This is a genomic window from Pararhodobacter sp. (assembly GCF_036802785.1).
Taxonomy (GTDB): Bacteria; Pseudomonadota; Alphaproteobacteria; order Rhodobacterales; family Rhodobacteraceae; genus Pararhodobacter.
Window position 1 is genome coordinate 1 of record NZ_DAIRVN010000016.1, and the last position, 22,725, is coordinate 22,725.

At 66.3% G+C, this 22,725-nt stretch carries 18 protein-coding genes; 8 read left to right on the top strand and 10 right to left on the bottom strand.

Features of this window, described 5'->3' with window-relative positions:
* Positions 1 to 50: 50 nt before the first annotated feature.
* The 3 genes from V7Q53_RS07855 to V7Q53_RS07865 form a co-directional block, all read right to left on the bottom strand.
* A complete protein-coding gene (locus tag V7Q53_RS07855) occupies positions 51 to 2,417 on the bottom strand; it encodes a diaminopropionate ammonia-lyase (RefSeq protein WP_333827979.1) in 2,367 nt (788 codons plus the stop codon).
* Positions 2,418 to 2,581: 164 nt separating this feature from the next.
* Complete coding sequence (locus tag V7Q53_RS07860) at positions 2,582 to 3,049, bottom strand: DoxX family protein (RefSeq protein WP_333827980.1); 468 nt, start codon at positions 3,047 to 3,049, stop codon at positions 2,582 to 2,584.
* Between the two features lie 94 nt (positions 3,050 to 3,143).
* The gene (locus tag V7Q53_RS07865; protein ID WP_333827981.1) at positions 3,144 to 3,455 is read right to left on the bottom strand and encodes a hypothetical protein; all 312 of its coding nucleotides are present in this window, start codon (positions 3,453 to 3,455) and stop codon (positions 3,144 to 3,146) included.
* A gap of 236 nt (positions 3,456 to 3,691) precedes the next feature.
* Here V7Q53_RS07865 and V7Q53_RS07870 point away from each other — a divergent pair, with 236 nt between their 5' ends.
* Complete coding sequence (locus V7Q53_RS07870; protein ID WP_333827982.1) at positions 3,692 to 5,290, top strand: ABC-F family ATP-binding cassette domain-containing protein; 1,599 nt, start codon at positions 3,692 to 3,694, stop codon at positions 5,288 to 5,290.
* A 3-nt stretch (positions 5,291 to 5,293) separates the two neighbouring features.
* On the opposite strand, the gene V7Q53_RS07875 is transcribed toward V7Q53_RS07870, so the two are convergent.
* The 5 genes from V7Q53_RS07875 to V7Q53_RS07895 are packed head-to-tail and all read right to left on the bottom strand — an operon-like array spanning position 5,294 to position 11,769.
* Positions 5,294 to 6,709: an amidase gene (locus tag V7Q53_RS07875; protein WP_333827983.1), complete on the bottom strand. Its 1,416-nt coding sequence runs from the start codon at positions 6,707 to 6,709 to the stop codon at positions 5,294 to 5,296.
* Between the two features lie 18 nt (positions 6,710 to 6,727).
* The gene (locus V7Q53_RS07880) at positions 6,728 to 8,368 is read right to left on the bottom strand and encodes an ABC transporter ATP-binding protein (RefSeq protein WP_333827984.1); all 1,641 of its coding nucleotides are present in this window, start codon (positions 8,366 to 8,368) and stop codon (positions 6,728 to 6,730) included.
* Positions 8,365 to 9,195: an ABC transporter permease gene (locus tag V7Q53_RS07885; protein WP_333827985.1), complete on the bottom strand. Its 831-nt coding sequence runs from the start codon at positions 9,193 to 9,195 to the stop codon at positions 8,365 to 8,367. The genes V7Q53_RS07880 and V7Q53_RS07885 overlap by 4 nt, the downstream gene beginning before the upstream one ends.
* Positions 9,196 to 9,205: 10 nt before the next feature.
* Positions 9,206 to 10,183, bottom strand: coding sequence for an ABC transporter permease (locus V7Q53_RS07890; RefSeq protein ID WP_333827986.1), 978 nt, complete (start codon positions 10,181 to 10,183; stop codon positions 9,206 to 9,208).
* Positions 10,183 to 11,769 carry an ABC transporter substrate-binding protein gene (locus V7Q53_RS07895; RefSeq protein WP_333827987.1) on the bottom strand — a complete coding sequence of 529 codons (1,587 nt, stop codon included), beginning with the start codon at positions 11,767 to 11,769 and terminating at the stop codon, positions 10,183 to 10,185. The genes V7Q53_RS07890 and V7Q53_RS07895 overlap by 1 nt, the downstream gene beginning before the upstream one ends.
* 431 nt (positions 11,770 to 12,200) lie before the next feature.
* Between V7Q53_RS07895 and V7Q53_RS07900 the strand changes: the two genes are divergently transcribed.
* Positions 12,201 to 13,124: a helix-turn-helix transcriptional regulator gene (locus V7Q53_RS07900; protein WP_333827988.1), complete on the top strand. Its 924-nt coding sequence runs from the start codon at positions 12,201 to 12,203 to the stop codon at positions 13,122 to 13,124.
* On the opposite strand, the gene V7Q53_RS07905 is transcribed toward V7Q53_RS07900, so the two are convergent.
* Complete coding sequence (locus V7Q53_RS07905; protein WP_333827989.1) at positions 13,018 to 15,048, bottom strand: FAD-binding oxidoreductase; 2,031 nt, start codon at positions 15,046 to 15,048, stop codon at positions 13,018 to 13,020. The genes V7Q53_RS07900 and V7Q53_RS07905 overlap by 107 nt on opposite strands.
* 133 nt (positions 15,049 to 15,181) lie before the next feature.
* A complete protein-coding gene (locus V7Q53_RS07910) occupies positions 15,182 to 15,934 on the bottom strand; it encodes an IclR family transcriptional regulator (protein ID WP_333827990.1) in 753 nt (250 codons plus the stop codon).
* Positions 15,935 to 16,153: 219 nt separating this feature from the next.
* Between V7Q53_RS07910 and V7Q53_RS07915 the strand changes: the two genes are divergently transcribed.
* From V7Q53_RS07915 to V7Q53_RS07940, 6 genes are read left to right on the top strand one after another with little or no spacing between them, the layout of a single operon-like run.
* Complete coding sequence (locus V7Q53_RS07915) at positions 16,154 to 17,668, top strand: aldehyde dehydrogenase (protein ID WP_333827991.1); 1,515 nt, start codon at positions 16,154 to 16,156, stop codon at positions 17,666 to 17,668.
* A gap of 12 nt (positions 17,669 to 17,680) precedes the next feature.
* Positions 17,681 to 18,448: an SDR family NAD(P)-dependent oxidoreductase gene (locus V7Q53_RS07920; RefSeq protein ID WP_333827992.1), complete on the top strand. Its 768-nt coding sequence runs from the start codon at positions 17,681 to 17,683 to the stop codon at positions 18,446 to 18,448.
* Between the two features lie 56 nt (positions 18,449 to 18,504).
* Positions 18,505 to 19,641, top strand: coding sequence for a C4-dicarboxylate TRAP transporter substrate-binding protein (locus V7Q53_RS07925; protein WP_333827993.1), 1,137 nt, complete (start codon positions 18,505 to 18,507; stop codon positions 19,639 to 19,641).
* Between the two features lie 27 nt (positions 19,642 to 19,668).
* Positions 19,669 to 20,184, top strand: a complete 516-nt coding sequence (locus V7Q53_RS07930; RefSeq protein WP_333827994.1) for a TRAP transporter small permease — start codon at positions 19,669 to 19,671, stop codon at positions 20,182 to 20,184.
* 3 nt (positions 20,185 to 20,187) lie between these two features.
* Positions 20,188 to 21,495, top strand: coding sequence for a TRAP transporter large permease (locus V7Q53_RS07935; RefSeq protein ID WP_333827995.1), 1,308 nt, complete (start codon positions 20,188 to 20,190; stop codon positions 21,493 to 21,495).
* 9 nt (positions 21,496 to 21,504) lie between these two features.
* A complete protein-coding gene (locus V7Q53_RS07940) occupies positions 21,505 to 22,695 on the top strand; it encodes a CaiB/BaiF CoA transferase family protein (RefSeq protein WP_333827996.1) in 1,191 nt (396 codons plus the stop codon).
* Positions 22,696 to 22,725: the final 30 nt, after the last annotated feature.

Consider the following 22,725-nt stretch of genomic DNA (forward strand, 5'->3'; position numbering starts at 1 on the left):
TAACAGTCATGAGCAGCGGCAGCAAAGTCCGCATCCATAGATCCGGTGGATCAGGCCCGCCCTTCCCCGCCCCCTTCCGTCAGCCTTGCGCGCGCGATGGCCACATGCACCCTTGCGCCATGCAGCAGCGCCGCATCGTTGAAATCATACGCCGGGCTGTGCAGCGGCGCTGAATCGTTGCCGTTGCCGATGAAGGCGAAGCAGCCCGGGACATGCGCCAGAAAGCGCGCGAAATCTTCCGAGCCGGTCATCGGTTCGCTGGCCAGCGCCGTGCTGTCGCAAACGGGTGCGGCTGCGAGCAGCACCGCCTCGGCAAGCGCCGCGTCATTGACCAGCGGCACGAATTCGCGGGTATAATTCACCGCGCTTTCCACCCCATAGCTTTGCGCCACCCCCGCCGCGATCCGCCGCATTTCGGCCTCGATAAGGGCTGAGACCTCAGGCCGGAAGCTGCGGGCATCGCCCAGAATCCGCGCAAGGCCCGGCAGCGCGTTGCGGGTGCCGTCGGTCAGCAGTTCGGTCACCGAGAGCACGGCGATATCTGCCGGGCTGAGGCGGCGCGAGACCACGCTTTGCAGCTCCAGCACCAGCGCGCAGGCGGGCACCATCACCTCGCGCCCCCATTGCGGGCGCGCGGCATGGCCGCCCTGCCCGCGCAGGATGATCTCGAAATTGTCCTCGGCAGACATGAAGGCGCCGGGCCTGGTTTCCAGATGGCCGACAGGAAGGCCGGGCATGTTGTGCAGCCCGAAGATCTCGTCAAAGGGGAAGCGTTGCAGCAGCCCGTCATCAAGCATGGCCTGCGCGCCTTTGCCCCATTCCTCGGCAGGCTGAAAGACAAAGCGGACGGTGCCGTCAAAGCCCCCCTCGCTGGCCAGAACCTGCGCAGCCCCCAGCAGCATCGCGGTATGCCCGTCATGGCCGCAGGCATGCATCAGCCCCGTGTGGTGCGAGGCATGGGGCAGCCCGGTCGCCTCGGTGATGCGCAGCGCGTCCATATCGGCGCGCAGCGCGATGGCGCGGGGGGAACTGCCCCGCCGCAGCGTGCCGACGACGCCGGTGCCGCCAATCCCCTCCGTCACCTCCAGCCCGAAGCCGCGCAGGGTGGCGGCCACAAAAGCTGCCGTGCGGGATTCTTCAAAGCCGAATTCCGGGTGGCGGTGCAGGTCATGGCGCCATGTCGTCATCGCCGCCTCCAGACCATGCGATGCGGGCCGGGCGTGGGACAGAACCGCCTCCGGGCTTTGCCCAACAATCTGCGCATAAAGCGCCGGATCGGTCGCGCCCTCGGTATTGATCACCAGCACCCGCGCCTCTGGCCCCAGCCCGATGCGCGCCGCCAGCGCCTTGTCCTGCAACACGGCCATCAGGCCTGCCAGCCCCACCCCGCCGCTTTCCCCGGCCACGACCGGCGGATCACCGGCTTCGGGAAAAGCCAGACGGCGCATGACCTCGGGCGCGGCCTCCTCAGGCAGGGTCATGAAGCCATCCGCCACCCGCTCCAGCACACGAAAGGCGATGCGCGAGGGCTCATAGCATTCCAGCATCGCCATGATGCTTGCCTCACCCGGTGCAATGGCCATCGGCCTGCCCTGCTCCGCGCTCTCAAAAAGGCAGGCGGCGCGCGCGGGTTCAACAATGGTGACATGCGGGCGTGCCTTGCCCAGTAGCACCGCCAGATGCCCCGCCACCGCCGCCGCAAACCCGCCGACCCCGGCCTGCAGAAAGACATGCGTGGGGGGCTGGGTCAGCGCGCCAAGCACCTCATGCGGGATGGCGGTATAGCCCTGAGTGACCAGCGCGGGGATCTCCTCATACCCTTCCCATGAGGTGTCAGACAGCACCGTCCAGCCCTTCAGCGCCGCGACGCGCGCCGCCTCACTGACCGAATCGTCATAATTGCCCTTCACCCGGACGACACTGGCGCCGAAGTGCGCGATGGCATCCATGCGCGCGGCGCTGACGCCGGAATGCACGAAAATCACCGCCTGCGCGCCCATCATCTGCGCACCCTGCGCGACCGAGCGGCCATGGTTGCCATCGGTGGCACAGGCGAAGGTCATGCCCGCAGCCACGGCGCGCACCGCGTCAGAGAAAAGCGCGTCATCCGGCACATCGTGGCCCAGTTGCCTGCGCGCCTCGGCCTGAACCAGAAGCATCAGTGCATAGGCCCCGCCAAGCGCTTTGAAACTGCCCAGCCCCAGCCGCTGCCCCTCATCCTTCAGATGCAGCGCGCCCAGACCCAGTTGCCGCGCTAGCCCCGGCAGGGCATGCAGCGGAGTCGGGCGATCGCCGCCGCGCAGGGCCAGCAGGCGCGCGACACGGCGGGCGGCGGAAAGGCTGAGGGTTTCGCCATCGCGCGGGTCCAGCGGCTGGCCGTGGCGGGGCAGTGTGTTATGGCGATAGCAGGCGGTCATGGCGGCTCCCTCCGGGGTTGGCGCAAGACTAGCGCAACTGCGGGGGAAAATGCGCGGGCGTAATGCATTGAGCCTGCGGGTTTTTGCGCAAAGGGCGCGCGGCATTCCCGTGCCCGGCCAGTCAAAGCGGGCCGGGGCGGCAGGCACCGCCCCGGCCCCAGCCGTCAGAGCTGACGCCCGATCAGGCGGTCAAGCGAATAACGGCCACCGCCCCGTGCAACGAACCAGAAGGTGATCGCCGACCAGAGCAGCGAAATCTCGGCACCGCCATAGCCCTGATCAAGCATCACCCAGTGAAACCAGATGGTTACCAGCAAGATGATGGTGCTGCCCGCCGCTGCAAAGCGCGTCAGCAGACCCAGCACCAGCAGCAGGCCGCCAAAGAACTCGGTCACCGCCAGCGCCGGGGACCAGAACCCGCCGGGCACAAAGCCGATGCTTTCGACCATGCCGACAGCGCCCATCGGGTCCATCAGCTTGGGCCAGCCATGGACCATCAGCGCGATGCCGCAGATGACGCGCAGCCATGTCTCGGCCAGCGGTTGCAGCGCGGCATAGACCGGGCCAAGCGCCGGGAAGAACAGGCGCGCGGGCTGATCATTGGCAGGGGTGTTTGTGGAAGAATAGCTCATGTCATGTCTCCATCCGTGCGGCCGTCCGGGCGCGCACGACAGGGGGTTGCGGTATGCGGTGCATACCGTTGGAAAAGGGTTTTTCAGGTGCCGCTCAGGCTTGCGGCGGGCGCCACGGGCTGGCGCCACCGGCGCTTTCCGCCAACCCCGCCACCTGCAGGCGCCAGCCGACGGGCTGCGCTTCAGGCGGGATGTTCAGCACCGGGACAGGCACATCGGGCAGCGCAGGGCAGCAGGATTTGGCGTCAGGCTTGCCCGGCTGCACCGGCAGGCCCGGCATCTGGCAGATGTCCGCCGCGATCATGTCGCCACCGCAACTGGCCTGCGCCATGCCGGGCGAAGCCGCCCGGCCAAGCGTGGTCAGCGCCAGAACAACAATCAGGAAAGGGCCGATAAACCGTATCACGGGGCAAGACACATGGGTTGGGGACGCACTGAGTGGCGTGATCGCCGGGGCAAGGCAATGAAAATGCGCAAAAAGCACAGGGTTGTGATGCCCTGGCGCGGCCCTGCGCCCTACCCGCTTGCATCCCGCCGCCGCCTGCCTATATTTCCGGCAGCATACAAGCCGGAGCCTTTCTGCCATGAACCAGACCCTCGCCGCCTTCGCCCTTCCGGTTCCGCTGCGAGAAGTTCTGCCTCATGTCTGCCTCCATCACGCTTTCTGCCCTCAGCTGGTCCACGCCTGACGGCACCGCGCTTTTCACCAGTCTTGATCTGCAATTCCGGGCCGAGCGCACCGGCCTTGTCGGGCGCAATGGCACCGGCAAGACCACGCTTCTCAACCTGATCAGCGGCCGGATCGCGCCGCGCTCAGGCAGTGTCCGCGTCTCGGGCAGCCTTGGCCTGTTGCGCCAGACGCCTGGCGCTGCACCGGATGAGACAATCGCCGGGCTTTTCGGGGTCTCCGCTGCGCTGCCGCTTCTTGAGCGGGCGCAGGCGGGGCTGGCCGATGCCGATGCGCTGGCCAGCGCCGACTGGACATTGCCCGCGCGCATCGAGGCCGCGCTTTTGCGCGCGGGGCTTGACGCAGCCCCCCGGACACCGCTTGCAGCACTTTCAGGCGGGCAGCGCACCCGCGCCGCCCTTGCCGCCCTGATCCTGTCAGACCCCGATTTTCTGCTGCTTGATGAGCCCACCAACAACCTTGACCGCGCGGGAAGGCAGGCGGTGATTGCGCTGCTGGCGGGCTGGCGCGGCGGGGCCATCGTGGTCAGCCATGACCGGGAACTGCTTGAGGGGATGGATGCGATTGTCGAGCTGTCCGCGCAGGGTGCCGCGCGCTACAGCGGCGGCTACAGCCATTTTGAGGCGCAGAAAGCAGTGCAGCTGGAGGCCGCCCGGCACGATCTGGCCCATGCCGAGAAAACCCGCGCGCAGACGGAGGCGCGCGCGCGCCGCGCCGCTGAGCGCAAGGCCCGCAAGGACGGTGCCGGGCGCATGGCGCGGGCCAGGGGCGGTCAGCCCAAAATCCTGATGGATTTCGCCAGGGGCCGGGCCGAAGCCTCGGGCGGGGCGCAAACCCGTCTGCGCGACGCCCGGCGCGACCTGGCGCAAGAGGCCGTGGCGCAGGCGCGCGCCCGCATCGAGGTGCTGGAACCGCTGGAGATGGCCCTTGCCCCCACGCTTCTGCCGCCGGGCCGTCAGGTGCTGCGGCTGAGCGATGTCACCGGCGGGCATGACCCCTCCTGCCCGGTGATCCGGGGGCTGTCGCTGCGCCTCACCGGGCCGGAACGCATCGCCGTCACCGGGCCGAACGGCTGCGGCAAATCCACGCTTCTGGCGCTGATCAGCGGGCACCTGCCGCCGCTTGCGGGCAGTGTCACGCTGTCAGTGCCCTTTGCGCTGCTGGATCAGCATGTCAGCCTGCTGGACCCGGCGCTGCCGCTGCGCGCGAATTTCCTGCAACTGAACCCGCAGGCCGATGAGAACCAGTGCCGCGCCGCGCTGGCCCGGTTCCGGTTCCGCGCCGGGGATGCGCTGCAACCCGTCGCGGCGCTCAGCGGCGGGGAGCGGCTGCGCGCCGGGCTTGCCTGCACACTGGGGCGCCATGACCCGCCCGCGCTGTTGCTGCTGGATGAGCCGACCAACCATCTGGACCTTGACGCGACCGAATCGCTGGAAGCCGCGCTGCGCGCCTATGACGGCGCGCTTGTGGTCGTCAGCCACGACGCGGCCTTTCTGGCGCGCCTCTCGCCGCAACGCTGGCTGGACCTGTCGCGCCCTGCCCCGGAAGGCTGACGCTTATCCCACGGCGCGTCCCGGCGTGACCGGCAGCAGCGGGCCGTTCGCGCGCTCGATCACCTCGGCCGCCGCCAGAAGCGCATTCTCGCCAAAACGGGCTGAGAGGAGTTGCACCCCCAGCGGCAGGCCCGGCCCTGAGCGGACCGGCACCGAGATGCCGGGCAACCCCAGAATCGGCGCCATCGTCGTTGGCCCGACCTCGCGGTAATAGCTGTCGAACTGCGCCGCGTTTGTCTGGTCATGGCCCACGGGATAGGGCTTTTTCCACGCGACGGCGGTCAGCACCAGCGGGTGCGAGGCAAAGAGAAGCTGCCAGTCGCGCAGCAAGCGGCTGCGCTGCGCCAGTGCTTTCAGAAAGCCGTCGCGGTCCAGATCAGGGACGCCCTGTTCAATCGCGGCATAGGCATACTGTATCTCAGGATCGCCGTTCTCAGCGATCAGCCGCCCCAGACCGACGCGCATTTCATTGACCATGATCAGGCGCCACAGGTCTGCCGCCTCTTCGATCGAGGGGGTCGGCACCTCTTCGACGCTGTAACCGGCGGTTGTCAGGATGGCGGCGGCCTCGTGGATGGCGGCGATCACCTCGGGGTCGCTGTCGCAATCAGGGGGCGTGGCCATGAGGGCGACACGGCAGGGCCGGAAGCTGGCATCCGACGGCGGCATCGGCACCTGCCAGATGTCGCGCGGGTCAGGCGCGGAAAGTGCCGCCATCGCCAGCCGGATATCCTGCACCGAGCGCGCAAGCGGCCCCTGCACAGCCATCATCTGCGAGGCGATCATCCGCTCGGCCATCTGGCTGGGGTTATAGGCGGGCAGCAGCCCCGATGTGGGGCGCAGGCCGAACAGCCCGCAGCAATAGGCCGGATAGCGCACCGAGCCGCCGATATCATTGCCATGCCCGATGGCACCGATCCCCGCCGCCGTTGCCGCCCCGGCACCACCTGACGAGCCGCCCGGCGTGATCGCCGGGTCATGGGGGTTGAGCGTGGCGCCATGCAGCGCATTCTCGGTGAACCAGCGCATGGAATAGCAGGGCGTGTTGGTACGTCCGATCATCACCGCCCCCGCCCCGCGCAGATTGCGCACGACAGAGCCATCTTCAGGCGCGATCAGATTGGCATAGGCCCGTACCCCGTTCGTGGTGGCCCGTCCGGCATAATCGACGTTGATCTTCACGGTGACGGGAACGCCATGCAGCGGACCCGGCTGCACCCCTTGCGACAGTGCCTTGTCGGCGGCATGCGCGGCTTCCAGCGCGTCATCGGGCAGCGGGTCCACCACGGCGTTGATGGCGGGGTTCACGGCCTCCATCCGCGCAAGCGCGCTGGTTGTCGCGGCAACAGAGCTGATACGCCCTGAACGGATTGCCATGGCCAGCTCAGAGGCTGTCCAGGACCAAAGCTCGTCAGTCATTCTATTCTCCAGGAACTTTCAGGAAGGGGTCACCGCCACGCGCTCGGCCTGCGCGGCAAAGAAGGCGCGGCCCGGTACGGCATCCAGCAGGCGGCGGGTATAGGCGGCGCGCGGCGCATCAAAAAGCGCGGCGGCGGGGGCGTTCTCCACCACCGCGCCGTTCTGCATGACCACGATACGGTCGGCAATCTCGCGGGCGACGCGCAGGTCATGGGTGATGAACAGCATCGACAACCCCATCTCGGCTTTCAGCTCGGCCAGCAGGGCCAGCACCTGCGCCTGCACCGAGACATCCAGTGCCGATACCGCCTCATCCGCGATCAGCAGCTCCGGGTCCAGCGCCAGTGCGCGCGCGATGCAGATGCGCTGGCGCTGCCCGCCCGAAAACTCATGCGGAAAGCGGTCAAGCGACTGGGCGCCAAGGCCCACCCGGTCCAGCCACCTGCGCGCGATGGCTTCGGCCTGCCTGCGCGATGACCCAAACGAGAGCGGGCCGCGCATGATGCTTTCACCCACCTTCAGACGCGGGTCGAGCGAGGCGTAGGGGTCCTGAAACACGATCTGGGCCTTGCGGCGGAACTGGCGCAAAGCCTCGCGGCCCATGGCGCGCACCGGGGTGCCGTCAAACAGGATCTCGCCGTTGTCAGGCTCGATCAGGCGCAGCACCATCCTCGCCAGCGTCGATTTGCCCGAGCCGCTTTCACCGACCACCGCAAGCGTGTCGCCACGGCTGAGCGTCAGGGTGATGTCATCCCCGGCCAGCACCCGGCGCGGCGGCGCGAAATAGCCCTGCCTTGTTGTGAACACCTTGTTCAGGCCGCGGATTTCAAGGATCGGCGGGCGCTGGCTGTCGGCGTCGCGCAGCGCGCCGCGCCCCGGCACGGCCTCCAGCAATTCGCGGGTGTAGGGGTCTGACGGGGTGTTGAGCACCGCGTCAGCTGGCCCCTGCTCCACCACGCGGCCATGGCGCAGGACAACCACATGATCGGCGATATCGGCGACAACGCCGATGTCATGGGTGATGAACAGCACCCCCATCCCACGCTCGATCTGCAATTTGCGGATCAGGTCCAGAATCTGGCGCTGGGTGGTGACATCCAGCGCCGTCGTCGGCTCATCGGCGATCAGCAGGCGCGGGTCGTTGGACAGGGCCATGGCGATCATCACCCGCTGGCGCTGCCCGCCGGAAAGCTGGAACGGATAGGCGCGCGCCAGCACCATCGGGTCTGGCAGGTTGACCTGCGCGAACAGCTCCTGCACGCGGGCATCGACCGCCGCCTCATCCAGCGCGGGGTTGTGAACGCGGATCGCCTCGGCCACCTGATGGCCGACGCGGGCCAGCGGGTTCAGGGCAGTCAGCGGCTCCTGAAAGATCATGGCGATGTCACCGCCGCGCAGGCGGCGCAGCTCTGCCGCCGACAGCTTCAGAATATCGCGCCCGTCAAAGGTCACGCTGCCGGAACGCGCCCTGATCTTGGGAGGCAACAGGCCCAGAATGGCGCTTGCGGTCAGCGATTTGCCAGAGCCGCTTTCACCGACAAGGCAGACAACCTGATTGGGCGCGACCGTGAACGAGATACCGTCAACCGCATGGGCACGGTCCGCCCCCTCAGGAAGGGCCAGCACAAGGTCCGAGATGGTGAGAAGGGCAACACTCATGCGCGCGAGATCCTTGGGTTGAGGGCGTCTCTGAGCGCTTCGCCGACAAGGTTGATGCCCACCACCGTCAGCAGGATGGCAAGGCCGGGGAACACGCTCATCCACCAGGCCTGCCGGATGACCGTGCGCCCTGAGCCGATCATATAGCCCCAGGACATGAAATTGGGGTCGCCCAGCCCCATGAAGGACAGCGCCGCCTCGATCAGGATGGCGGCTGCCACGGTCAGCGCGCCCATCACGATGATCGGCGATACCGCGTTCGGCAGCACATGGCGCAGCACCACCGACAGCGTGGACTGCCCCTGACAGCGCGCCGCCTGCACGAATTCGCGCTGCGCGACGGTGCGGACCTGCGCGCGCGTCAGCCGGGCCAGTGGCGGCCAGCTGACCAGCCCGATAGCCAGAATGATCGTGGTGATCGACGGCGTCAGGATTGCCACCAGCAGGATCGCCAGCACGAAATTGGGGATGGTCTGGAATATCTCGGTGAAGCGCACGATGGCCAGATCAGTCAGCCCCCCGGCATAACCCGCGAGACAGCCAAGGATCACGCCGATGAACAGCGCCGTCAGGGTCGAGGCCACACCGATCAGGATGGACACGCGCGCGCCATGCATGATCCCTGCCGCAACATCGCGCCCCATCGTGTCGCTGCCCAGCAGCATCCCGTTCTCGCCGGGGCTGCTGAAGGGTATGCCCACCATCGCCCAGGGCGATACGGGATAGACCAGCGGTGCAAGCACCGCCATCAGGCAGACAAGGCCCAGAAGCGCAAGGCCGACAACCCCGGCCGGGCGGCCCAGAAAGCTGCGTGTGAAGTCATTCATGAAAGCGCTCCTATCTTGCACCGACACGGGGGTCGATGATCCGGTGCAGAAGGTCCGTCAGCAGGTTGACCGCGATCACCAGCACCGACATCACCAGAAACAGACCCAGCAGAACCGGGTAATCGCGCGAGGTGACGGAATCGAAGGTCAGGCGGCCCAGCCCCGGCCATGAAAACACCGTCTCCACCACCACGGCCCCGCCGATCAGCGCCCCGGCCTGAAGCCCCGCGAAGGTCACCACCGGCACCGCCGCATTGCGCAGCATATGCCCGCGCAGGATGCGGCCTTCGGTCAGGCCCTTGGCGCGGGCGGTGCGCACATGGTCCTCATGCGACACGTCGATCAGCGAGGAACGCATCAGCCGCGTGTAAACCGCCATATAAATCGCCGACAGCGTGATGGCGGGCAGGATCAGGTGGCGCAGCACATCGAGCGTGTATTGCACGGTGCCATAGCCCGAAGCGCGCATGTTGGAAAACCCGAAGGCAGGCAGCCATTCAAGCTGGATCGAGAACACCAGAACCAGCATCAGCCCCAGCCAGAAAACCGGCGTGGCATAGAGCAGCAACGAGACCATGGAAATGGCAAGGTCCGACCATGTGCCATGCCGCAACCCGGCGTAGGAGCCAAAGAACACACCGCCGATCAGCGACAGGAAAAAGGCAGACAAGGTCAGCAGCAGCGTGGGCCCCAGCCGCGACAGGATCAGCTCGCTCACCGGCATGCGCTGCCGGAACGAATAGCCCAGATCAAGCTGCACCACCTTGCCCAGATAGGTGGCGTATTGCACCAGCCAGGGCTGATCGAGGCCATATTCAGCCCGGACCTGTTCGATGAACCGCGCATCCGTCGCGCCGGACTGGCCCGCGATGACCAGCGCCGGGTCGCCCGGCGCTGAATGGACCAGCACGAAATTGATCGTGGCGATGACAAGGATCGCAAACGCGATCCCTGCCAGTTTTCCCGCAAGACGCCCGAGTGCAGGCATCAGGCAAACCGCGCGCGCGCGAAGTTCCCGTTCACGCCGGTGCCGCCGGTGATCAGATCGGTGATGCGGCTGTCATGGATCGTTGCATATTGCTGCTCGGTCATCCACAGCACCGGAAGCTCCTCCACCAGAATGCGCTGCGCCTCGGAATAGAGCACCTGCCGCTCGTCGGGCGAGGTGGAGACTGCCGCTTCGGCAAACAGCCGGTCCACCTCGGCATTCTCATAGCCTTGGGTGTTTGTGAACAGCACGCCCTGCCGGATGTTCGAGCTGATATAGCTGCGCGCCACACCAAGCGCCGGATCGGCGTTCTGGTAGAGCATGTTGGTGGACACGTCATAATCCCAGTTGGCAATCGACTGGCCCCAGCCCGCGATATCGGTCGAAACCAGTGTGACCTCGATCCCGCCCGCCGCCATCGCCTGCCGGAAGTATTCAGCCAGCCGCGACCACATCTCGCCGTAAGGCGCGACAAGGAAGTTGATGGTCACCCGTGTGCCGTTCGCGCCCGGCGTCAGGCCCATCTCGTCGAGCAGGGCATTGGCGCGCTCGATATCGTGATCGTAGACCGGCAGATCGACCTCAAAGAACGGGGTGGTCGAGCAGATCGGCCCGGTCGCCGGTTTGGCCAGCCCGAACATGATACGGTCCACGATCAGCTGCTTGTCGAGCAGATGCATCATCGCCTTGCGGAAGCGCAGGTCGTTGAAGGGTTCGCGCCGCAGGTTGGCTTCATACCACAGCAAGGGCGAGAAGAATTCATAACCCCTGGTGGTGAAATCCAGATGAGGCAGGCTGGCGAGGCGCTGCACGTCAAAATTCTCAACGTCATTCCAGCACGAAAGCTGCGCCTCGCCGGTCTCCATCGCCACCGAGCGCGAGGCGGCATCGGGGACCACGCGGAAGTAGATTTCCGTCAGCCCCGGCTGCCCTTCGACATAGTAATCCGGGTTGGCGACCAGATGGATATGCGAGCCGCGCACCCATTCCTGAAACATGAACGGGCCGGTGCCGACGGGATGGTCATTGGCAGGATTGTTGCGGTAATCGGTGCCCTCATAGATATGGCGCGGGCAGATCGGGGCCGATCCTGCCTCGAATGCATGCAGGAAGGGCGCGAAGGGCTCATTCAGCGTGAACTGGACGGTATGGTCATCCAGCGCGATGATGCTTTCGCAGCGCTCAAAGCTGGCGCGGGCGCGGGGATGCACCTCCTTGAGCATGACGTCGCAGGAAAACACCACGTCATGCGCCGTGAAGGGCTCGCCATCATGCCATTTGGCGGCCTGCGCCAGATGGAAGGTATAGATCAGCCCGTCCTCGGAAACCTCCCAGCTTTCGGCCAGCTGCGGGCGGGGGGACAGGTCAAAATCGAAGTCCAGCAGCCCCTCATAGATCTTGGAGCCGACAACGATGGTGGGTTGCTGCTGGTTGAGCGGCAGCACCAGCATCGGCGGCTCGGGCTGGATCAGGCTGGTCAGGCCGCCCTCGGGCGTCTGGGCATAGGCCATGCCGTCGCGCCAGGGGCTGAGGGCTGCGGTCGCGATGCCAGACAGCATCAATGCGTTGAATGAGCGTCTTTTCATGGTTCACCTCTCTGTTGTCGGGGTTCGTTGCCGCACCACGCGAATGGCACGCGCAACCGTTCGCTCAGCCTGCGGTTTGCAGCGGCTGCCGGGCGTATCAGGGCGCCTGAAGGCTGGGTTCTGACGCTGGGTTGGCACGGCCTGATAAGGCGGTCGCACGGCCCTTGCGTGTATTTTTGTTCACGAGCATGTCTATCGTAGTCATGATCAGGAATAGCTGTCAAGCATGCATGCAAATCAGGGAAGAAATTGATCTTTTCGCCTGAAAATTGAGCAAATGCGTTACCCTCATGAACAAATTGCTTCAGAACGGGAATCGCGGCTGAACCACCGGAACCGGCACCCGCCCCCGCCATGGCAGGTGCTTGACCCGCGCGTCGCAGCGCCGCACACTTGCCTGACACCCGCTGTTCCTGAACCGGGAGTTCACAATGACCACCGCGCCACCCCCCGCCCCCCTTCGCAAGGCACTTCATCCCTTTCAGGAGCTGCAGCGCCTGCCGGACCCGATTGTCGCGCAGGATGTCTGCGCGGATACGGGCGGCGTTTTTGACATGCACCGCCATGAGCGCGCGCAGCTGATCATGGCGGTGACGGGCGCGGCGGATATCATCACCCCCTCGCAACAGTGGCGGCTGAAGACGGGTCAGGCGGCGTGGCTGCCCGGGGGGATTGAGCATGCCGTGCGCCCGCGCGCCGCCTCGTACTTCCGTTCGATCTATCTGCGCCCCGAACTTGCCGCCGGGCTGACATTGGGCAGCGCGCCACTGCCGGTCTCGCCCTTTCTGTCGGAGCTGGCCTGCCGGCTGGCGGATATCTATTACGGCGGCGATGACCGCGCGCTCTATCCGCATCTGGTTGCCCTGATCCTGAGCGAGATCAGCGCCACGCGCACCGAGGCACCCAGCCTTCCCCTGGCCCGTGATCGCCGTCTGGCGCGCATCTGCGATGCGTTCATGGCGGACCCGGCCGACCGGCGCAGCCTGAGCGACTGGGCCGCCACCATCGGCACCAGCAACCGCACGCTGGAGCGGTTGTTCCGGCAAGAAACCGGCATGAGCTTTGCCGAATGGCGCCAGCTCTGCCGGATGCTGGCCGCGCTCCGCATGCTGCGCGCGCGCTCGCCGGTTCAGCGGGTCGCATGGCGGGTGGGGTATGACAGCCCCAGCGCCTTTACCGCCGCTTTCCGCAAGACCATGGGCGTGGCGCCGACTGCATACTGGCCCGGGGCGCGGCATGAGCATTCCCTCAGCAATCAAGGGTCAGATCGCCGCGCGGCACCGCCTGACACAGCATTGCCTGACCGGGGCCAAGCGGGATATCGGTTGCACCCAGATGCTCTGCCGCGCCGCTGACCACGCGCTGCACGCAGGTCTGGCAATCGCCCAACCGGCAGGAATAGGCGATATCCAGACCATGCGCGAGCGCCAGATCCAGAATGGAGCCGCTGGCGGGGGTCCAGTTCAGCGTCCGGCGTGAGCGGGCGAAGGTCACCGCTGCGCCCGGGCGACCGGCGGCGCGCCCGGCCATGCCCGCCGCCAGCGCACCCTGATCCAGAAAACGCTCGGTCCTGATGCGCCCGGCGTCAGCGCCCAACCCGGTCAGCCCGGCGCGCAGTGTCTCCATAAAGGCCTCCGGCCCGCAAAGGTAGATATCAGCCTCTGCCACCGGGGCGAGGGCGGCGATCATCGCGGCATCCAGACGCCCGCTCAGCGGGCCGGGCCTGTCACCTGAACCGTCACCGGAATCAGCACCCTCCGCGCGCGAAAAGGCCGTCACCAGCGTGACCGGGCGCTTGCTGCTGTCGGCAATCGCCCGGCTGCGCGCGGCAAAGACGTGATGCGCCTTGTCGCGCGCGCCATGCACAAACCAGACCGGCGCGCCCGCGCTCTGCGCCAGCCGCTCAAGCATCGGCAAAAGCGGCGTGACGCCGATACCGGCACTGACCAGAATCACGGGCCGCTCAGGCGCAGGGCTCAGCACGAATTGCCCGGCGGGCACGCCCAGCAGCGCTTCCGCCCCCGGCACAAGTTTTTCGTGCAGGGCATCTGAAAGCCCGCCCTTGCCCAGCCTGCGCACCGTCACCTGAAGCGTCTGCGCATCGGGCTGGCCGGAGAGGGAATAGGCGCGTTTGCGCGGCGGCGTCGCGCTGTCTCCGGGCAGGGACACGGTCACATACTGGCCGGGTTCAAACCGCCCCACGGGGGCCTCATCCTGCGGGCGCAGCAGGAAACTCATCACATCCGGGCTTTCCTGCTGCCGCGCGGTGCAGATGAAACGGCGCTGGCCGAACCATGGCTGCTGGCGCGCCTCCGCCCAGATCCGCGAACGCGACAGCGCGGCGGAGCAGTGAAAATAGATCTCCCGCGGGGCGATGGTGAGGGCGCGGCCCTGCCCTGTGCTGTCCTGATCAAGGCTGTCCTCATAAAGGCCATTCACGCGCAGAGCCTCGCTGCGCCCGGGCGCGATGGCCAGCAGGCCGCATTCACCACGCGGGGGCGCATCGGCTTGCGGCAGTGCTGGCGGCAGCGCTGGTGGCAGGGCAAGCGCAAAGCCCTGCCAGTTGCGCGCCGCCAGATCGCGCAGCGGGCCTTCGCCGGTCAGGTCCATGGTGATCGCCCCGTCGGCAGCTTCGCGGGCCAGAACGATGAACGACGCCTCGGCGATAAAGGCCTGCGTTCCCGCCTCGGCGCTGGCATAGACCTTGGTGGCGACCGCCTCGCTTGACGCGGTGTAATGTTCGCGCAGGCCCGCGCTTTGCAGCAGCGCTTCCTCGGCCTCATCCTTCATCACCGGCTTGCGCCCGGCCTGCGCGTGGCGGCGGAAGTCATCGGACAGGATCGTCATCAGGTCCAGCGGGGCTTTGCGGCCCTGCGGGTCAAGCCAGAAACCCGCGCGGGAAAACGCGGTGCTGTCGACGAATTGCATCGCGCCGGGCGTCAGCACCATCACGCTACAGGGCGGGTTTTCATCGGCGGGAAAGGCCGCAAGCACCTTTGGCTCCAGCGAAATCTCAGCCTTCGCCTGCAGGCGCAGAAAACGCCCCGCCCCCCGGTTGAGGAGGATCAGCGCCACCTCAGGGCGGGCCAGAACATTGCCAAGGGTATCCAGCCTGCGGTTGCCCCGGTAATCCGGCAGCAACAGCCGCCCGTCTTCGTTCACGCGCACCACCGAAGGCAGCCCGCCGCGCGGCGAGACATCCAGCGCGCCCGCAGCGTTGCGCGAGGCGATGAACAGCAGTGTCGCCTGTTCGATGAAGCGGCGTGTGTCCTGATCCATGGGCCGGTATGCTTTCCTTCCTGCTTTCAGGAAGCCTAGCAAAGCCGGGCTGGCCAGCGGGCGCGGGCAGTATCGGAACTGCGGCAAACTTCGTCGCGATTCCGACATTGCCGGCCTTTGGCGGGCCTGCTTGCTAGTCCAGCAGCGGCAGGTCGGGGTTCAGCCCCTCCCGCTCCATCGCGCGGCGCATGGTCTGGGCGATCTGCGGGCGCCGGGACAGGCAGCGCGACACCGGCCCCGCCACCACCAGCGACAGGTTGCGCGCGCCGTAGGCCAGCGGCAGCGACACACCGGCCAGATCAGGGATATATTCCGAATCGCTTTCATGCCAGCCGCGTTGACGCGCATCGCGCAACGCATCCTCGATGCTGCGGATGCTCATGGGCGTGGTGTCTGACCAACGCTCGAACTGCAGCTTGCGATAGATCGAATCGCGCTCTTTCGCGGTCATCTGCGCCAGAATCGCCCGCCCGGCGGAACTGGCATGAATCGGCACGGTGGTGCCCACCTCCGCCGAATAGCGGATCGGCTGGCGCGATTCACGCACATGAAGGAACACCACCGACAGGCCGGAGATGGAGCTGATCGCCGTGGTTTCCCCGGTCTCGATCCCGATGGTTTCGGTCAGATCGCGCAGACGGTCCGGCAAGGGGTCTGCCCGCGCGACCTCCTGCGCCATGGCCAGCCATTTCGGGCTGGGGAAATACCCCCCCTTCAGCCGCGGCTCATACAGATAGCCACGGTCCACCAGCGTGCCCACCAGATTGAAGGTGCTGGAGCGCGGCCAGCTCAGCGCATCGGCAATCTCGGCCAGCGTGGCCGGGGTGCCGGTGCGCGCAAAGAACTCCAGCAGCTCAAGCACATTGGCGGCCTGTTTCACCAGCATGAATTCCCCTCCCGATCATTTTTGAATTTCCTGAGCAAGATTAGTCATGATCATGAATTTATTCAAACACCAAATGCGGGAAAGGAAAAGTTTCAGCCGGGTATTTCCCTTTAATTACCTGTTTTAATGGCATTTCCGAAAAATTCCGTTGCATCACAGAAATCATTATCGGTTCACAGCAGTGTAGTTAGAATTCATCTCAATGAAGAGGAGGAGCGGATGACACAGGAATTTGCCGCAGGGGCGGTGGCTTCGGCGCTGGCCGAGTACCCCCTGCTGTATATCGGCGGTGACTGGGTTGCGCCGGTGGACGGCGGGATGCTGGACAGTATCGAACCCGCGACGGGCAAGCCCTGGGCGCGCGTGGCTTACGGTGGCGAGGCGGATATCGACCGCGCGGTGGCGGCGGCACGAAAGGCCTTTGACGGGCCGTGGAGCCGGATGCCGGCGCATGAGCGCGCGGCCCTCATGCGCCGCTTCGCCGATCTTTACGCCACGCGCACCGAGCATCTGGCAGCGCTGGAATCGCGCGATTCAGGGCGCGCCCTGCGTGAGGCGCGCGCCGATATCGGCATGCATGCGCAATACTACCACTGGTTCGCCTCGCTGACTGACAAGCACCATGGCCGCACCATTCCGGTGGATGACAGTGTGCACGCCTTCACCAGCCGGGTGCCCATCGGCGTTGTCGGCGCGATCTGCCCGTGGAATGTGCCGCTGATGTCCGCCTGCTGGAAGCTTGGCCCGGCGCTGGCGGCGGGCTGCACCGTGGTGCTGAAACCGTCCGAGCTGACCTCGGTCACCGCGCTGGAACTGGCGCGGATCATCGAAGAGGCGGGCTTTCCCGCCGGGGTGGTCAATGTGGTGCCGGGCTACGGCGCGGGCGGTGCAGGGGAGCGGCTGGCCACGCATCCGGATGTGAACAAGATTGCCTTCACCGGCGAGGGCGCGACCGCGAAAGCCATCCTGCGAAGCAGTGCCGACAGCCTGAAGCGCCACACATTCGAGCTTGGCGGCAAGTCACCGCATATCATCTTTGCCGATGCCGATATGGATCAGGCCGTGAACGCGGCCACCAACTCGGCCTGGACATTGTGCGGCCAAAGCTGCGCGTTGGGCTCGCGCGTGCTGGTTGAGCGCCCGGTTTATGACCGGGTGGTCGCGGCCTTTACAGAGCGTGCCGCACAGGTACGCGTCGGCCTGCCCGCTGACCCGGCCACGCATATGGGCCCGCAGGCGAGCCAGCAGCAACTGGACAAGACTTTGCGCTATATCGGCATCGGCCGCAATGAGGGCGCAAGGCTGGTCACCGGCGGCGCACGCATTGAAAGCGGCGCACTGGCGGCGGGGTATTTCGTGCAGCCGACGGTCTTTGCCGATGTCACCAACACCATGCGCATTGCCCGCGAAGAGATATTCGGCCCGGTCGCCGCGATTATCCCCTTTGACGGTGAAGATGAGGCCATCGCCATCGCCAATGACACCAGCTACGGCCTTACCGCTGGCCTCTGGACAAGCGATCTGGGGCGCGGGCACCGGGTTGCCGCGCGCATCCGGGCGGGGATGGTCTGGGTCAATACCTACCGTTTCATCCGCTGGTCCACGCCCTATGGCGGTTTCGGCGCCAGCGGCTGGGGCCGCGAAAACGGGCTGGAGGCGCTGGACGGCTACCTTGAAACCCGCACGACAATCATCAGCACGCACGGAACTTTCCCGAATGCCTACGCACAATAAGGAGCGCGCCCAATGCGCATGAAAGACAAACTGGTCATGGTGACCGCAGCGGCCTCTGGCATGGGGCGCGCGGGGGTGGAGCTGTTCCTTGCCGAGGGCGCGCGCGTCTGCGCGGTTGATGTCGATGCCGCAGGGCTGGCCGCGCTGGTCCGCCAGCTTGATGCAGGCGACAGGCTGGTCACGGTTGAGGCCGATCTGAGCACCGCCGGGGGCGCGCGCGGTTCGGTCGATGCGGCAGCAGAAAAGCTGGGCGGGATTGACGTGCTCTGGGCGCATGCCGGTGCGCCCGGCCCCGGCGGGATCGAGGATCTGGATATCGACGCCTGGCAACGTGCCGTCGCCCTCAACCTGCAATCGGCCACTCTCGCCGCCGGACAGGTCATCGGCCATATGCGCAAGCGCGGGGGCGGTGCGATTGTCTTTACCGCCTCGGTTTCGGGGATGGTGGGGTCGATGTGGGCGCCGGTCTATTCCAGCTGCAAATTCGCGGTGGTGGGGCTGACCAAATCGCTGGCGCAGACCTTCGCGCCGGACAATGTGCGGGTCAATGTGGTCTGCCCCGGTCTGGCCGACACACCGATGAAAACCGGGTTCACCGGCCGGGGCGTCAGCGCCGAAGTGGCCGCCGAGAACGAGGCGCGGATGATGACCCTTGTGCCGATGGGCAGGCTGGTGCGCCCTGACGAGGTGGCCAAGGCCGCGCTCTGGCTGGCATCGGAGGATGCCTCGTTCGTGACCGGCATCGCGCTGCCGGTCGATGGGGGATTCACCTGCCGCTAGACGAAAGACTGCAACCCGGCGGGAGGAGGAACCGCCATTTTCTGGGAGGAAAAACCATGAAGAAACTGAAAACACTTGTCTGCACCGTTGCGCTGACCGCCCTGCCTTTTGCGGCACAGGCTCAGCAATTGCGCTATGCTTCGGGCTTTCCGCCCGGTGGCCCGGTGAATGACGGGCTGCGGGTTTTCGCCGAAGCGCTGGCGGCGGGCTCGGACATGTCGATGCGGCTGTTCGAGATGTCGCTGCTGAACCTGAATGAGACGCCCCCCGGTATCCGCGACGGCGTGGCGGATATGGGCTATGTCCTGATGCCCTATTACCCCGCCGAGTACGCCGAACCGAACCTTGCCGCCGATCTGTCGATGTTGGCCACCATCGGCGCGCCGGGCGCGGTGCCTGCGCTGGCGATGGCCGGTGCGCTGAGCGAGTATGCGATGCTGCACTGCCCGGATTGCCAGAGCGGCTTTGCGCGGGAAAATCAGGTCTATCTGGGCAGCGCCTCGACCCCCGATTATGTGCTGCTCTGCACCTCACCGATGACCGAGGTGGAACAGCTTCGCGGCCGCACTTTCCGCGCGGGTGCCGAAAACTGGGGCCGCTGGGCCGAGCATTTCGGCGGCATCAAAGTGTCGATCCCCGGCAATGAGATCTATGAGGCGATGAGCCAGGGTGTGGTGGACTGCGCCATGATTTCGGCGCCCGAGCTGACCAATCTTCAGCTGATCGACGTGACGCGCCATATCACCGTGGGCGTACCGGGCGGCGTGTTTGCGGGCTCCGGTGCGGCGAATATGAACCGCGACACCTGGGCAGAGATGGATGTGGAAAACCGCGCCTTCCTGCTGCGCGCCGCCGCCGATAACGTGGCCGAAATCACCATCCGCTACAACAACGCAGCCCAGGAGGCCCTGAGCGCCGCCGAGGCGCGCGGCATCGCCATATCAGAGGCCAGCCCGGCGCTGATGGAGGCCTCCGCCCGCTTTGTCGAGGAGGATGTGGCGGTGATCGCGCGCCAGTTCAGCGACAGCTACGGTGTGCAGGGGGTGGACGACAAAATCGTCATCATCCGCGACCTGATCACCCGCTGGGGCGAACTGGCTGCCGGGCTGGAACAGGACCCGGAAGCGTTTGGCGCGCTCTTGTGGGACGAGGTCTTTTCCCGGGTCGATCCGGCACAATACGGCCTGAACTGAGCGCATGACCCCGCAGGAGGCATTGGCATGACCTTGCTGGAAAAGCTGTTGGGCAAGATTATCGGCGCCGCCACCCTTCTCGGGGGGGCGGCCCTGATCCTGATGGTGGTGCATGTCACGGCGCATGTGATCGCCAAATCCTTCTTCGGAAGCCCCCTGCCCGGGACCGTGGCCATCGTCGCGAATTACTACATGGTGGCGATTGTCTTCATACCGCTGGCCTTCGCCGAACGGCGCAGCGAGCATATCGCGGTCGATCTTTTCGCCCAGCTTCTGCCGCGGCGCGGCGGGCGGATACTCGCGGCCTTCGGCACGGTGGTGTCGGTGCTGATCTTCTCGGCGCTGGCATGGCGCGCGCTGCAGGAGGCGCAGGTGAAGCAGCGTGTCGGCACCTTCATCATCGAACAGGGCATCCGCATCGACACATGGCCCGCCTATTACCTGATGCCGCTGGGCTGCGCACTGATGCTGGCGGCCCTTGCCTTCAAGCTGGCCCGCTATCTGCGGCGGGGGCAGGATTTTGACGTTGACCGGAAGTTCTGAATCATGAGCGATGTATCCATCGGATTTTCGGGGCTGGCCCTGTTGCTGGCGCTGATCGCCCTGCGCGTGCCCATCGGCGCATCGCTGATCGGCGTGTCGTTCGGCGGTATCTGGCTGCTGGCGGGTGAGCGGGCGGCATGGGGCGCGCTGGGGGTTGTGCCCTGGGGCTTCGCGGCTTCATGGCAGCTCAGCTCCATCCCCATGTTCCTGTTCATGGGCTTTGTCTGTTACCACGCCGACCTGACATCGGGTCTGTTCCGGGCGGCGCGGGTGTTCTTGTCGTGGTTGCCGGGCGGGCTGGCGGTGGCGAGCGTCTTCGGGGCCTCGGCCTTTGCCTCGGTCACCGGCTCTTCGGTGGCCTGCTCGGCGGCGATGGGCAAGATCGCGGTGCCCGAGATGGTCCGGCAGCGCTATGATATCAGCCTTGCCACCGGCACCGTCGCGGCGGCGGGCACCATAGGCGCGCTGATCCCGCCGTCGATCCTGATGATCCTCTATGGCATCATCGCGCAGGTTCCCGTGTCACAGTTGTTCCTTGGCGGCGTGGGTGCGGGGCTGCTGACGCTGGCGGGCTATTGCGCGGTCATCATCCTGCGCGCATGGCTGAACCCGGCACTGGCACCCGCCGACAGCCGCCGCTTCACCCGGCAGGAGCAGGTCGCGGCGGTGCTGGAGATCTGGCCGGTGATGCTGATGGTGCTGGGCATTTTCGGCGGCCTCTTCGCCGGGATCTTCACGCCGACCGAGGCAGGCGCCGTCGGCTCGGCCATGGCGCTGACCATCGCGCTGGCCAAACGCTCGCTCAGCATCGCGGGGCTTCGGGCCTCGGTGCTGGAGGCGCTCACCAGCTCTGCCGCGCTGTTCATCATCGCCATCGGCGCCTCGATGCTGACGCGGTTTCTGGCCTATTCGGGGGCCGGAGACACGCTTGCCGCGACGATATCGGCAGTGGCGACAAACCCGGTGCTGCTGATCCTCGGCATCGCGCTGCTGTATCTGCTGCTGGGTATGTTTCTGGAGCCGATGGGCGCCATGCTGCTGACCCTGCCGATCCTGCTGCCGATCATCAACACAGCGGGCCTTGATCTGGTCTGGTTCGGGGTGCTGCTGATCAAGTTTCTGGAAATCGGCATGATCACGCCGCCGGTAGGGCTGAATGTCTATGTCATCAAGGGTGTGGTCGGTGATCTGGCGCCGCTGGGCAAGATTTTCCGCGGTGTGGCGTGGTTTCTGGTGGCTGATATCGGGATCGTGGTGCTGCTGGTCGCGGTGCCGGGGATCATCCTGTGGCTGCCGTCGCTGATCCAGTAAGGGGCTGACATGCATACGCTTCTCAACGGCCTGCGGGTGGTGGATACGACAAGCATTGTCATGGGGCCGATGGCCAGCCAGACCATGGCCGATCTGGGCGCCGAGGTGATCAAGGTGGAGCCGCCCGAGGGCGATCTGGCGCGCGCCTCGGGCACGCCGGGGCCGGACGGGATGGGCGCGCTTTTCGCCAATAACAACCGCAACAAGCGCAGCCTCGCGCTGGACCTCAAGCGCCCGGACTGCCGCGCCGCGCTTGAGCGGTTACTGGCGGGGGCGGATATCGTGCTGATCAACATGCGCCCGAAAGCGGCGGCGCGGCTGGGACTGGACGCAGACACGCTCTGCGCGCGTTATCCGCGCCTGATCCACTGCGCGGCGACCGGCTTTGGCACTGACGGCCCCTATGGCGGGCGGGCGGCCTATGATGACATCATTCAGGCCGCCGCCGGGCTGGCCGGGCTTGCGGGGCGGGTCAGCGGGGTTCCGGCCTATGTGCCCTCGATCATGGCCGACAAGATCGGCGCGCTGCATGTGGTCCATGCGGTGCTTGCCGCCGTGATCCATCGTCAGACAACGGGCAAAGGCGTGGCGATCGAGGTGCCGATGTTCGAGACCCTCGCCGCCTTTCTGATGAACGAACATCTGGATGCCGCGACCTTCGATGCCAGCGCGGCGCCCGGCTACGCCCGCGTGCTGACCCCGCACCGGCGGCCCTATGCCACGGCGGATGGCTGGCTGGCCGTCATGCCCTATACCCGCCAGCACTGGGCGGTGATGCTGGCCATGATCGGGCGCGAGGCGGTGGTCAGCGAGGCATGGTTCGCCGATGCGGGTGAGCGTAACCGGCGCGCGGCATCGCTCTATGCCCTTCTGGCAGAGGCCCTGCCGCAGCGCACGACGGCTGAATGGGCCACGGCGCTCGCCGCCACCGATATTCCGCATGCGGCGGTGCCGGAGTTCGACGCGGTTCTGGACGACCCGCATCTGGCGACGCAGGGCTTCTTTGCGCCCAGCGACGGGCTGGCAGGGCGCGTGCGCTCGGTGCCGCAGCCGGTGCGCTTTGCCGGGGCCGGACAGCGCGCAGACCTTCCGCCGCCCACGCTGAACCGCGACGGCGCGGCGATACTGGCGGGGCTGGGATACGATCCTGACGAAATTGCGCGGCTTCTTGCCGGGGCACCGGGTGACGCCGCCGGTTAGCGGGCAAAGCGCGCGCTTTTCATGCTAGCC